This is a genomic window from Arthrobacter sp. TmT3-37, from assembly GCF_054510835.1.
The window spans coordinates 249,447-261,705 of sequence record NZ_JBTNDU010000004.1 but is presented as its reverse complement, the minus strand read 5'-3'; the positions used below and the strand labels follow the sequence as shown (position 1 = coordinate 261,705).

Annotated in this window: 10 protein-coding genes; 3 read left to right on the top strand and 7 right to left on the bottom strand. The window is 68.5% G+C overall.

Annotated features, from left to right (window positions below):
- Together ACX80U_RS08295 and trmB are read left to right on the top strand one after the other, a co-directional pair.
- Positions 1 to 1,230, top strand: a complete 1,230-nt coding sequence (locus tag ACX80U_RS08295; protein WP_459268055.1) for a M20 metallopeptidase family protein — start codon at positions 1 to 3, stop codon at positions 1,228 to 1,230.
- Positions 1,231 to 1,255: 25 nt separating this feature from the next.
- Positions 1,256 to 2,134: a tRNA (guanosine(46)-N7)-methyltransferase TrmB gene (gene trmB / locus ACX80U_RS08290; RefSeq protein WP_459268054.1), complete on the top strand. Its 879-nt coding sequence runs from the start codon at positions 1,256 to 1,258 to the stop codon at positions 2,132 to 2,134.
- A 158-nt stretch (positions 2,135 to 2,292) separates the two neighbouring features.
- On the opposite strand, the gene ACX80U_RS08285 is transcribed toward trmB, so the two are convergent.
- The 7 genes from ACX80U_RS08285 to ACX80U_RS08255 all read right to left on the bottom strand — a co-directional run bounded on the left by ACX80U_RS08285 (position 2,293) and on the right by ACX80U_RS08255 (position 11,169).
- Complete coding sequence (locus tag ACX80U_RS08285; RefSeq protein ID WP_459268053.1) at positions 2,293 to 3,690, bottom strand: L-serine ammonia-lyase; 1,398 nt, start codon at positions 3,688 to 3,690, stop codon at positions 2,293 to 2,295.
- 174 nt (positions 3,691 to 3,864) lie between these two features.
- On the bottom strand, positions 3,865 to 4,500 hold the full coding sequence (locus tag ACX80U_RS08280; RefSeq protein ID WP_459268052.1) for a sarcosine oxidase subunit gamma: 636 nt from the start codon (positions 4,498 to 4,500) through the stop codon (positions 3,865 to 3,867).
- A complete protein-coding gene (locus tag ACX80U_RS08275; RefSeq protein ID WP_459268051.1) occupies positions 4,493 to 7,435 on the bottom strand; it encodes a sarcosine oxidase subunit alpha family protein in 2,943 nt (980 codons plus the stop codon). The genes ACX80U_RS08280 and ACX80U_RS08275 overlap by 8 nt, the downstream gene beginning before the upstream one ends.
- Positions 7,432 to 7,848 carry a sarcosine oxidase subunit delta gene (locus ACX80U_RS08270; RefSeq protein WP_459268050.1) on the bottom strand — a complete coding sequence of 139 codons (417 nt, stop codon included), beginning with the start codon at positions 7,846 to 7,848 and terminating at the stop codon, positions 7,432 to 7,434. The genes ACX80U_RS08275 and ACX80U_RS08270 overlap by 4 nt, the downstream gene beginning before the upstream one ends.
- A gap of 14 nt (positions 7,849 to 7,862) precedes the next feature.
- The gene (locus ACX80U_RS08265) at positions 7,863 to 9,083 is read right to left on the bottom strand and encodes a sarcosine oxidase subunit beta family protein (protein WP_459268049.1); all 1,221 of its coding nucleotides are present in this window, start codon (positions 9,081 to 9,083) and stop codon (positions 7,863 to 7,865) included.
- Positions 9,080 to 10,378 (bottom strand): serine hydroxymethyltransferase, encoded by a 1,299-nt coding sequence (gene glyA / locus ACX80U_RS08260; protein WP_459268048.1) that lies wholly within the window; start codon positions 10,376 to 10,378, stop codon positions 9,080 to 9,082. Before glyA ends, ACX80U_RS08265 begins: the two co-directional genes overlap by 4 nt.
- A gap of 113 nt (positions 10,379 to 10,491) precedes the next feature.
- On the bottom strand, positions 10,492 to 11,169 hold the full coding sequence (locus ACX80U_RS08255) for a GntR family transcriptional regulator (protein ID WP_208739291.1): 678 nt from the start codon (positions 11,167 to 11,169) through the stop codon (positions 10,492 to 10,494).
- Between the two features lie 125 nt (positions 11,170 to 11,294).
- Between ACX80U_RS08255 and purU the strand changes: the two genes are divergently transcribed.
- Positions 11,295 to 12,209, top strand: coding sequence for a formyltetrahydrofolate deformylase (gene purU, locus ACX80U_RS08250; protein ID WP_133081256.1), 915 nt, complete (start codon positions 11,295 to 11,297; stop codon positions 12,207 to 12,209).
- Positions 12,210 to 12,259 lie beyond the last annotated feature (50 nt).

The window sequence follows — 12,259 nt, the reverse complement described above, 5'->3', positions numbered from 1 at the left end:
ATGCCGCTGTCCCCCGCCGTTCTGCTCGAGGATGCCCGTGCCCTCGTCGGTGACATCACTGACCTGCGCCACCGCCTCCACCGCGAACCCGAGCTGGGCCTCCACCTGCCGCGCACCCAGGAGAAGGTGCTCGACGCCCTGGACGGCCTGCCCTACGAGGTGACGCTCGGGACGGACACGACGTCGGTCACCGCGGTGCTCCGCGGCGGAGCGGCGCAGGGCGACGACACCCCGGTGGTCCTCCTTCGCGGCGACATGGACGCGCTGCCCGTCCAGGAGGCGACCGGCGTCCCGTACAGCTCCCGGGTGGAGGGCGTCATGCACGCGTGCGGCCACGACCTCCACACGGCGATGCTCGCGGGAGCGGCGACGCTCCTCGCCGAGCGTCGCTCCGAGCTGCCCGGGGATGTCGTCCTCATGTTCCAGCCCGGCGAGGAGGGCCACGACGGGGCGGGCGTCATGATCCGGGAGGGCGTCCTCGACGCGGCGGGCAGGCGCCCGGACGCGGCGTACGGGGTGCACGTGACGTCCTCCCTGATACCGGCCGGGATGCTGATGAGCCGCAGCGGACCGCTGATGTCGGCGTCGGACGGACTGATGGTGACGGTGTGCGGGGCGGGTGGGCACGGTTCCGCCCCGCACTCCGCGAAGGATCCGGTGACCGTCGCGGCGGAGATCGTGACCCAGCTGCAGGTTCTGATCACGCGGCAGTTCGACATGTTCGATCCCGTGGTGCTGTCCGTCGGCGTGCTGCACGCGGGCGCGCAGCGCAACATCATCCCGCAGACCGCGCGGATCGAGGCGACCATCAGGACCTTCTCGCCGGCGAACCGGGACAGGATGGCGGACGCCGCTCCGAGGCTGGTCCGGCACATCGCCGCCGCCCACGGGCTCGAGGCGGACATCGAGTACCTCCACGAGTATCCCGTCACCGTCACGGACCACGACGAGACGGCACACGCCGCGGCGCAGGTCGGGGAGTTGCTGGGCCCCGACCGGTACGTCACCATGCCGCAGCCGATGAGCGGCTCGGAGGACTTCTCGCGGATCCTCGAGGCGGTGCCGGGCAGCTTCGTGTTCCTCTCGGCAGTTCCCCCCGGCGCGGACCCGGTGACCGCGCCGTTCAACCACTCCCCCTACGCCGTCTTCGACGACGGCGTCCTGGCCGACGGCGCCGCCCTCTATGCGCAGCTCGCGATCTCGCGCCTCCGCCGGGCGACGGCGGGCTGATGTCCGGCCGGTAGCCTAGAAGGTGATGGAGCCACGAGAACAGACCCCCGACCATCCGCACCGCTCCCAGCCGGTGTCCTTCGTCCGACGGGGCTCGCGCCTTCAGGGCAGGCGCCGCGAGGCCTGGGACGAGCTCGCCGAGGCCTTCCTCATCGACGTGCCCCGCGTGGAGAACGCCGACACGTCGGTGGCACCCGGCTTCGTGCTCGACGTCGAAGCGGCCTTCGGCCGGACGGCGCCCCTCGTCGTCGAGGTGGGATCGGGCCTGGGAGAGGCCATCACCCACGCCGCGGAGCTCGATCCCGACCGCGACTACCTCGCCCTCGAGGTCTACCGTCCGGGACTGGCCCAGACCATGCTGCGGATCAGCCAGAAGGACCTGACGAACGTCCGGACCGCCCAGGTCAATGCCGCGGAGGCCTTCGCCGGGATGATCCCGGCGTCGTCCGTCGCCGAGCTGTGGACCTTCTTCCCGGACCCCTGGCACAAGGCCCGACACCACAAGCGCCGCCTGGTCAAGGAGGACTACGTGGAACTCGCCGCACGCGTCATCGAGCCCGGCGGCATCTTCCGCCTCGCCACCGACTGGTCCAGCTACGCCGTGCAGATGCGCGCCGTCCTGGACGCGAGCGGGCATTTCGAGAACCTGCACGACGGCGAACGCTCCGGCGCCGGGAGCCCGCTGACCCAGGTGTGGCAGAGCGGGGTGGAATCCGTGGTGGGTGGTGCGCCGGTCCGGGAGGGCCGCGACCCGGTGAGCACCGGCAACACCGGCGTCAACGAGGGGACCGACGAGCTCGGCGGGTGGGCGCCCCGTTTCGAGGGCCGCACCCTGACGAGTTTCGAGAACAAGGCGATCAAGGCCGGGCGGATGGTCTTCGAACTCACCTACCGCCGCCGCTGACGGGTCGGCGCCGATGGATCGACCTGGCAGACTCCCGTTCGATGACCGCTGATCCGGTCCGATGACGCAGGGGTCATGACCGGGGCGGCCGAGGACGAAACCGACACGTCAGGTCCCAGGTGCCGACCCTGCACCACCCGTTGGACGGTCGCTACTGCTCAGCACTCCACGACGTTGACGGCCAGCCCGCCCATGGCCGTCTCCTTGTACTTGGAGCTCATGTCCTTGCCCGTTTCCCGCATGGTGATGATGACCTCGTCGAGGGACACCCGGTGGACGCCGTCGCCCCAGAGCGCCATCTTGGCGGCATTGATCGCTTTCGCCGCGGCGATCGCGTTCCGTTCGATGCAGGGCACCTGCACCAGGCCACCGATGGGATCGCAGGTCAGGCCGAGGTTGTGTTCCATCGCGATCTCGGCCGCGTTCTCGACCTGCGAGGGGCTGCCACCCAGCACTTCGGCCAGGCCGGCGGCAGCCATCGACGATGCCGAGCCCACCTCGCCCTGGCAGCCCATCTCCGCGCCCGAGATCGAGGCCTGTTCCTTGTAGAGGACTCCGACAGCACCGGCGGTCAGAAGGAACGTGACCACCACGTCGTCGCGATCCTGCCGGCTGGCATTCTGCATCCCGGGCGCGAAATGCAGGGCGTAGTACAGCACGGCGGGGATGATGCCCGCCGCTCCATTGGTCGGTGCCGTGACCACCCTGCCGCCGGATGCGTTTTCCTCATTGACGGCCAGAGCGATCAGGTTCACCCATTCCTGCCAGTACGCGGGGTCGTGGTTCTTGTCCTCCTTCAGCAGGCGGTCATGCCAGTCGGGGGCGCGCCGGCGGACCTTGAGCCCGCCGGGCAGCAGTCCCTCGCGGGTGAGGCTGACCTGCGCGCAGCTCTCCATGACCGAGTAGATGTGGAGCAGGCCCTGCCGGATCTCATCCTCCGTGCGGCTGTCCTTCTCATTGGTCAGCATCACGTCGCTGATACCGAGGGAGGTTCGTCGGCAGTGGTCGAGCAGCTCTGCGGCGGTGCGGAACGGGAGCGGAAGCTCCTTCTTCGAGGACTCGAGTTCCTGCCGGGCGGCGTCCTTCTCCCCGTCCCGCACGATGAACCCTCCGCCGACCGAGAAGAACGTGGCCGTATGAAGGACCTGCCCGGCCGGGCCGTGGACGGTGAAGGTCATGCCGTTGGTGTGCCGGGGCAGGATCGTCAGGGGGCGCAGGACCATGTCCTCGACCCCGTAGGGCAAGGACACGCTTCCACCGAGGTCCAGGATGCCGGTGCCCGCGATGGCTGCCAGCCGCTCCTCCACCTCCTCGGGCTGGATCAGCTCGGGGTGGAACCCCTCGAGGCCGAGAAGGATCGCCGTCATCGTTCCGTGCCCGTGCCCCGTCGCAGCGAGGGACCCGTAGAGGTCGACCCGCAGTGATGCCACGTCGGCAAGGATGCCGGAGGCCTTCAGTTCCTCGCTGAACACCGCGGCGGCCCGCATCGGTCCGACAGTGTGCGAGCTCGAAGGTCCTATGCCGATGGAAAAGAGATCGAAGACTCCTACAGCCATGGTGCGGTTCCTTCGTGTCCGGAGTGGCCCGGCAGATGATCCTGTCGGAAAAGGGTATGGGCGATCCGTCCGACCGGGATGCACGAGGACCGGACAGGCGGATTCCAGGTCCGAGCTGTCGCCCCTCCCGGTGGCACCGAGCGATCCGGACAGCTCTGCCCGGACCGGGGACCGTCAGGGGACCTCGGGCGAGGCGTACTCGCGCATCGCGTCGAGGAGCCACCGGCCCAGGAAGTCCGCGAAGGATGCGCGGGGGAAGATCCGGAAGCTTTCCTTCCCGGTCTTCTCGAGGACCACCGGGATGTTGCCCACCTCGGTGCTCAGGGCTGTTCCCGGGGGGAAGCTGCGCGGGTGCAGGTCCAGGGAGCAGCCCTTCTCCAGGACGGCACGGGCCCGGGTGCCGGAGAGTTCGAACGTGGTGCGGTTCGCGGACAGGTCCACCACCTGGCCCGCACCCCCGCCCAGGGCGGCGGTGAGGGAATCGATGAGGGTGCCACCGAGCGAGTCGTGGGCGGCCTCGGATGCGACCACCAGGAACTCGGAGGGTCCCAGCCAGAGGATCCGGACGCCGTCGGCGCCGCCCACTTCACCGCAGCGGAGCGGCAGGCCGCCGGCCACCGCGGCGACCCGGGCGCCCTCCTCGGAGCGGGGGTCCACGCGGAGGCCCACCATGGTCCGGAACGGGCCCTCTCGGAGGACCACCGTCCCCTCGATGGAGCCGGCCTCCAGCGCGGCGGCCAGATGGGAGGCGGGGCTGCGCCGGAGGTGCCGCAGTCCATTGATGCCGTTGAGTGCTGCTGTGTCAGCCATCCTTGCGGGTCCCTTCGGGGTCGAAAAGTACGGTCTCGGCGATGACGACCTCGACCAGCCGGTCGCCTGCGGCGGCCACCAGGGTCTCACCGATGCGGTTGCGGCCGTTCTTGATCAGCGCCAGGGCGAAGGTCCGCTCCAGGGCGGCGCTGGAGTAGCTGGAGGTGACGAAACCCTGCATCGGGACGGGACCGGAGGCAGGGTCGGTGCTGATGCCCTGCTCCACCAGCTGGGTCCCTTCGGGGAGCCGGAAGGAACGGTCCACGGGCAGCACGCTGACCAGGTGCTTGCGGTCCTCGCGCCCGGCATCGGCCCGGGCGTAGGACCGCTTGCCGATGAAGTCCTTGGCCTTGGACACCACCCATTCCATGCCCGCGTCCTGCGGGGTGACGGTGCCGTCGGTGTCCTGGCCGACGATCGGGTAGCCCTTCTCGGCGCGGAGCACGTGCATGGTCTCGGTGCCGTAGGGGGTGATGCCGAATTCGGCGCCTGCGGCTGCCACTGCTTCCCAGGTGTTCAACCCGTACCAGGACGGCACGTTGATCTCGTAGGCCAGTTCGCCGGAGAACGAGATCCGGCAGATCCGGGCCTGCACGCCGGAGGCGAGGGTGGTCTCGCGGAAGGTCATGAACGGGAAGGCGTCCGCCTCCAGCCCCCCGTCCGCTGCCAGGTCCGGTGCCAGCTTGGCGATGACGGCCCGGGATCTGGGCCCGACGACGGCGATGGTGCTCCACTGTTCGGTCACGGAGGTACAGTGCACGTCGAGGTCGGGCCATTCGGTCTGGAGCCATTCCTCCAGCCAGTCCAGGACCTTGGCGGCGCCGCCGGTGGTGGTGGTCAGGAAGTAGCGGTCGTCATCGAGGCGGAGGGTCACGCCGTCGTCGAAGATCATGCCGTCCGCCATGCACATGACACCGTAGCGGGCGGAACCCGGGGCGAGCTTCTTGAAGGCGTTGGTGTAGATCCGGTTGAGGAATTCACCGGCGTCCTTGCCGCGGATCTCGATCTTCCCGAGGGTGGTGGCGTCCAGAAAGCCGACGGAGTCGCGGACGGCCGCGCACTCGCGCAGCACGGCTGCGTCCATGTCCTCGCCGGCGCGCGGGTAGTACCAGGGTCGCTTCCACTGTCCCACGTCCTCGAACCGGGCACCGTGGGCCTCGTGCCACGGGTGGATCGACGTCCTGCGGGCGGGGTCGAACAGTTCGCCGCGCTGGCGCCCGGCGAGTGCCGCGAAGGCCACGGGGGTGAACGGTGCGCGGTACGTGGTCGTGCCGATGTCGCCGATGCCGCGGGACGCTTCGCCCGCTGTGCGGAGTGCGGCGGCGATGACGCCGATCGCGTTGACGCCGGAGGTCTTGCCCTGGTCGTTGGCGGTACTGATCGAGGTGTAGCGCTTGATGTGTTCCACGGAGCGCATGCCGGCGCCGGTGGAGCGCAGGACATCGGCCACGGACTGGTCGCGCTGGAAGTCCACGAAGTGGGAGTGCCAGTCGTCCGGCGTGCCGGCCTGGCCCGGGACCAGCCACAGCTGGCGGGTCGGGGCGGAGGAGGCCGGCTCGCCGAGGGCGGACGGCTGCGTGGCGGACTCGAAGCCGGCGGCGGTGGCGGCGGATACCCCCGCGGAGATGCCTTCGGCCAGGACGTCCGCGAGGTCGAAGCTGCCGCGGCCGGAGCCGATGGTCTGCTGGTTCGGGACCACGGTGCTCGGCACGAAAGCGGCCAGCTCGTCGTCCCAGCGCAGCTTGCCCTGCCGCTGGGAGTGGAGGTGCACCAGCGGGCTCCAGCCGCCGGAGACCGCCAGCAGGTCGCAGGCGATCTCTTCGACGTCCGCGGTGAGTTCGCCGTCGTCGTTGATGCCGCGGACGGTGACGGCGTTCAGTCGGCCCGTGCGGTCCGCAGCGGTGTCCGCCACCGCACTGCCGGTCAGCACCCGGGTGCCGGCGTCGACGGCGGCGGCTGCCACCCCGGTGAGGCTGGGGCGGGCGTCGACGACGGCCGCCACCTCCACGCCGGCGGCGCGCAGGTCCGCGGCGAGTGCGTAGGCGCTGTCGTTGGTGGTGCTGATGACCACGCGCTGTCCGGCGGCGACGGCGTAGCGGTTGAGGTAGCTGCGGACGGCGGAGGCCAGCATGATCCCCGGGCGGTCGTTGTTCTCGAAGACCAGGGGCCGTTCGTGGGCGCCGGGGGCGAGCACCACCTGTGCCGCACGCACGTGCCAGATACGCTGCCGGGAGACGCCGGGCGCTGCGGGGCTGGACAGGTGGTCGGTGCGGTTCTGGACGGCGATCACGTAGTTGGCGTCGTAGGCGCCGAACGCGGTGGTCCGGTTGAGAACGGTGGACTCGGCACCGGACACCAGTTCCGCTTCGACGTCCGCCACCCAGTCCAGGGCCGGCTTCCCTTCGATGGTCTCTGCCGGCCCGGGAGCCGTGGACCCTGACAGGAGCGATCCGCCCAACTCGGGCTGGTCGTCCATCAGCATCACCCGGGCGCCGGTGCGAACGGCCTCGCGGGCGGCGGCCAGGCCGGCGGGACCGCCGCCAATGACCAGGACGTCGGTGTGGACGTACTTCTTGTCGTACTCGGCGCGGTCGTCCTCCGGGTCCAGCCTGCCCCGCCCGTCGAGCAGCTCCGCCGCCAGGCCGTCCACCAGGGTGACGGTCGTGGCCGGGAGCATGGACTCGGCCACGTGGCCGGGGAACCGTGGGTACACCTTCACCAGGGCGTTCGATTCCTCGACTCCGGCGGACATGATTCCTCGGGGGCGGTCCTCGTACAGCGAGTTGCCGACGGCGATCCGACCGTTGGCGAGCAGGGCGGAGGCGAGCGTGTCGCCGGGGTGGCCGGTGAACTCCTCGCCGTCCACGGTGAAACGCCAGGAGATGGTGCGGTCGATGCGTCCGCCGGTGGCGAGGCGGGCGTTCTGGGACGTCACTTTGATGCTCCTTCCGGGGCGGTGGTGCCGTCTGAGGTGGCGGGGGCCGTGCTCGTGCCGGAGATGTCGGGAGCGGCTGTCCCGGTGGTGGTGCTGTCCGGGGCTGTGCTGGCGGTGCCGGACTCAGGCGCCGCGGCGGCTCTGTCCGGGCGGGCCGCGCCCATCGGGTAGACGGCCTGGATCTCGTAGGTCACCGTGTCGCGGAGCATGTTGAACCACTGGCGGCAGCCGGTGCTGTGGAGCCAGCGTTCGGCGAAGGCCCCCTTGGTGTTGTCCCGGTAGAACAGGAACTCGGCCCACTGGCGGTCGTCCAGCGCTGCCGGATCCTCGGGGTAGGGCACGTGGGCCTGGCCACCGTAGTGGAATTCGGTCTCGTCGCGGGAGCCGCAGTTGGGGCATGAGATGAGGAGCATGTCCGGACTCTCTTCTAGTGGGCCACGGCGGCCGCGCCGTGTTCGTCGATCAGGGCGCCGGTCTCGAACCGCTCCAGCGCGAACGGCTTGTTCAGGTCGTGCGACGTCCCCGTGGCGATGGTGTGGGCGAAGGTGAGCCCGGCCGCGGGGGTTCCCTTGAATCCGCCGGTACCCCAGCCGCAGTTGACGAACATGTTGTCCACCGGCGTGGTGCCGATGATGGGTGAGGCGTCGAGCGTGGTGTCGACGATCCCGCCCCAGGTCCGCAGCACGTGCGCCCGCGCGAAGATGGGGAACAGCTCGACGGCGGCAGCCATCTGGTGTTCGATCACGTGGAAGGATCCGCGCTGGCCGTATCCGTTGTAGGAGTCGACGCCGGCGCCCATGACCAGTTCGCCCTTGTGGGCCTGGGAGACGTAGACGTGCACATGGTTCGACATGACCACGGTGGGGTGGACCGGTTCGTGCAGTTCGGAGACCAGTGCCTGCAGGGGGTGGGACTGGATGGGCAGCCGGAAGCCGGCCATCTCCGCCAGGACCGAGCTGTGGCCGGCAGCGCACAGCCCTACCTTCTCGGTGGAGATGGTCCCCCGGTTGGTCTTGACGCCCACGACGCGGTTCCCGTCCTTCAGGAAGCCCGTGACCTCGCAGTTCTGGATGATGTCCACGCCGAGCTCGTCGCATTTGCGCGCGAAGGCCCAGGCCACGTGGTCATGCTTCGCAATCCCGGCGCGCGGCTGGTACGTGGCGCCCATGACCGGGTAGCGGATGTTGTCGCTGATGTTCAGGATGGGGCACAGTTCCTTGACCTGCTGGGGGTCGAGCCACTCGGCGTCCACGCCGTTGAGCTTGTTCGCCCCGACCCGGCGCATGCTCTCGCGCACATCCCCCAGGGTGTGGGCCAGGTTCATCACACCGCGCTGGCTGAACAGGAAGTCGTATTCGAGCTCTTCGGGCAGGATCTCCCAGAGCTTGAGGGCGTGCTCGTAGATGGCCGCGCTCTCGTCCCAGAGGTAGTTGGAGCGGATGATGGTGGTGTTCCGGGCCATGTTGCCGCCGGCCAGCCACCCCTTCTCCAGGACCGCGATGTTGGTCATGCCGTGGTTCTTGGCCAGGAAGTAGGCGGTGGCGAGGCCGTGCCCGCCGCCGCCGACGATCACCGCGTCATAGCTCTTCTTGGGGTCGGGGTTGTGCCAGAGGAAGTCCGGGTGCTCCGGAAGAAGATCGGCCATCATGCCACCTCGGTCGCGTCGGAGGAGAGGTTGGGGTAGAGAGGGAACTTGTGGGCCAGGATCTCGACCCGCTGCCGGAGTTCCGCCACGGTCTCGTCGCTGAACTCGCGCTTGAGTGCTGCGGCGATGATGTCCGCGACCTCGGTGAACTCCGTCCTGCCGAAGCCACGCGTGGCCAGCGCCGGTGTGCCGATACGGAGACCGGACGGGACCATGGGCGGACGCGGGTCGAAAGGCACTGCGTTGCGGTTGACCGTGATGCCGATCCGGTGCAGGCGGTCTTCGGCCTGCTGGCCGTCCAGTTCCGACGTGCGCAGATCCACCAGGACCAGGTGCACATCGGTGCCACCGCTGACCACGGTCACCCCTGACTCCGCGACGTCGGCGGACAGCAAGCGTTCCGCGATGATGCGGGCCCCTTCCAGGGTGCGTTCCTGGCGGTCGCGGAATTCCGGCTCGGCAGCGAGCTTGAACGCGACAGCCTTCGCGGCGATGACGTGCTCCAGCGGACCGCCCTGCTGTCCGGGGAACACCGCGGAGTTGACCTTCTTGGCGATGGCGGCATCGTTGGTCAGGATCACACCACCGCGCGGGCCACCGAGGGTCTTGTGGGTCGTGCTCGTGACGATGTGGGCGTGAGGAACGGGGCTGGGATGGAGCCCTGCAGCCACCAGGCCTGCGAAATGCGCCATGTCCACCATCAGGTAGGCGCCTACCCGGTCCGCGATGCGGCGGAACTCGGCGAAGTCCAGCTGCCGGGAGTAGGCGGACCAGCCGGCGACGATCAGCTGTGGATTGTTCTCGACCGCCAGGCGCTCGACCTCGGCCATGTCGATCAGGTGGTCTTCCTCACGCACCCCGTACGGGACGACCTTGTAGAGCTTGCCGGAGAAGTTGATGCGCATCCCGTGTGTCAGGTGGCCACCGTGCGCGAGGTTCAGCCCCAGGATGGTGTCGCCGGGCTGGATGAGGGCGAACATCGCCGCTGCGTTGGCCTGGGCACCTGAGTGGGGCTGCACATTCGCGAATTCGGCACCGAACAACGACGTGAGGCGGTCGATGGCCAGCTGCTCGATGACGTCGACGTGCTCGCAGCCGCCGTAGTACCGCTTGCCCGGGTAACCCTCGGCGTACTTGTTGGTCAGGACGGATCCCTGCGCCTCCATGACCGCGGTCGGGGCGAAGTTCTCGGAGGCGATCATCTCGAGAGTGCCCTGCTGGCGTGCCAGTTCCTGCTGCACGGCGGCATGGACCTGGGGATCGGTCTCTGCGAGCGAGCGGGTCAGAACGTCGACCATCGTTGTCTCCTATGGCTGCAACTAATATCCGTTTGATATATTAGTAGTTGGCCATAAGTATTCTACTGTCCCCCAAGGGTGTCAACAGCGTGGCGCGGTTCGGGCGATACGCCTCAGGCGGCGAAGAGCGCTTCGCGCACCGCGTGCTCGAAACCACTGACGTGGATCCGCGCGAGTTCCGCGGCCCGGGCCTCGTCTCCGTCGATGACCGCGCGCAGCAGGTCCACATGCTCGTGCACATGACGGGAGAGGTCGGGCAGGCGGTCCAGGACCATGCACCAGATCCGCGTCGCCAGATTGTCGTAGCGGATCAGGACGTCCTCGAGGTGGGGGTTGCCGGCCGCCGCGTAGATGCCCTGGTGCACGCGGGCATCCAGGCGCAGGGTCTCGACGACCGAAGCAGCACTCGTGTCGAAGGACTCGACCGCGCGGATCACGGCGCGCAACTGCTCCTTCATCGACTCCGTCGCCACCCGCGCTGCCCGGGAGGCGGCAAGCGGCTCGAGCTGGGTGCGGATCTCGGAGATGAACGCGAGGTCGGTGACCTCCACCCGGGTGGCGAAAGTACCCCTCCGTGGATAGGAGACGACGAGGCGGTCCAGCTCCAGCCGCTTCAGGGCTTCACGCACCGGGGTCCGGCCGACGCCGAGGTCCTTGGCGAGGGCGTCGTCGTTGATGAGGTCGCCGGGCTTGATGTCGAGCATCAGCAGCCGGTCCCGGATGCGCTCGTAGGCCACATCGGCCAACGACCTCTTTGCCTCATCGGCGGCTGCCAGAACTTCCAAAGCCATGACGCGAATCCCTTTCCCCTTCGAGCCGGGAGGGCTCTTGACCCTCACCGCATCACCAGTATACGCTCTCATCCAGTTGTAATATATCAGTGTACGACGTTTGAATATATTCAGAAGGAGGAGACATGACCCTAGTGGCGACAGATTCATCGACCAGCACGCTGCCCCAGTCGGAGGCCCGTGCGGAAGACCAGACGCAGAGGTTCGTGCTGACGCTGTCATGCGTCGAACGTGCGGGCATCGTCCAGGCAGTCACCACCTTTCTCTTCGAACGTGGCTTCAACATCGACGAGCACCAGCAGTTCGATGACGGCCTCCGCCAGACACTGCATCTGCGCTCCGCCTTCTCGGGCTCCTCGGCCTACACCCCGGAGCGGCTCCAGGAGGAGTTCCGCCCCATCGCCGACCTCTTCGACATGAAGTTCAGCTTCCATGACCAGACGAAGCAACGCATCCTCGTGATGGTGTCCAAGTTCGGCCACTGCCTGAACGACCTGCTCTTCCGCTGGCGCGGCGGCAGCCTGGGGGGTGAGATCGCCCTCGTGGTCTCCAACCATGAGACCCACCGGGCCATGGCCGAGGCCGCCGGCCTCCCCTTCATCTACCTCCCGGTCATTCCCGAGACGAAGTCGGATGCCGAACGCCGCCTGCTGGAACTGGTGGACGAGCATGACATCGACCTCGTCGTGCTGGCCCGGTACATGCAGGTCCTGTCCGACGACCTCTGCCGCGCCCTCGAGGGTCGTGCGATCAACATCCACCATTCGTTCCTACCGGGATTCAAGGGTGCACGCCCCTACCACCAGGCCTACGATCGCGGCGTGAAACTGGTCGGCGCAACGGCCCACTACGTGACGGCGGAACTGGACGAAGGGCCCATCATCGAACAGGAAGTGATCAGGGTGGACCACAGCTATGGACCGACCGCCCTTTCGACGGTCGGCCAGGACGCCGAAGCACTGGCTCTCTCACGCGCGGTGCGGTGGCACTGCGAGCACCGCGTGCTGCTGGACCGGACCAGCACCGTCGTGTTCCGGTAAGCACGAGCCCCCCAGACCAGCACGGACAACCCATGGATATCAGCAGGAGA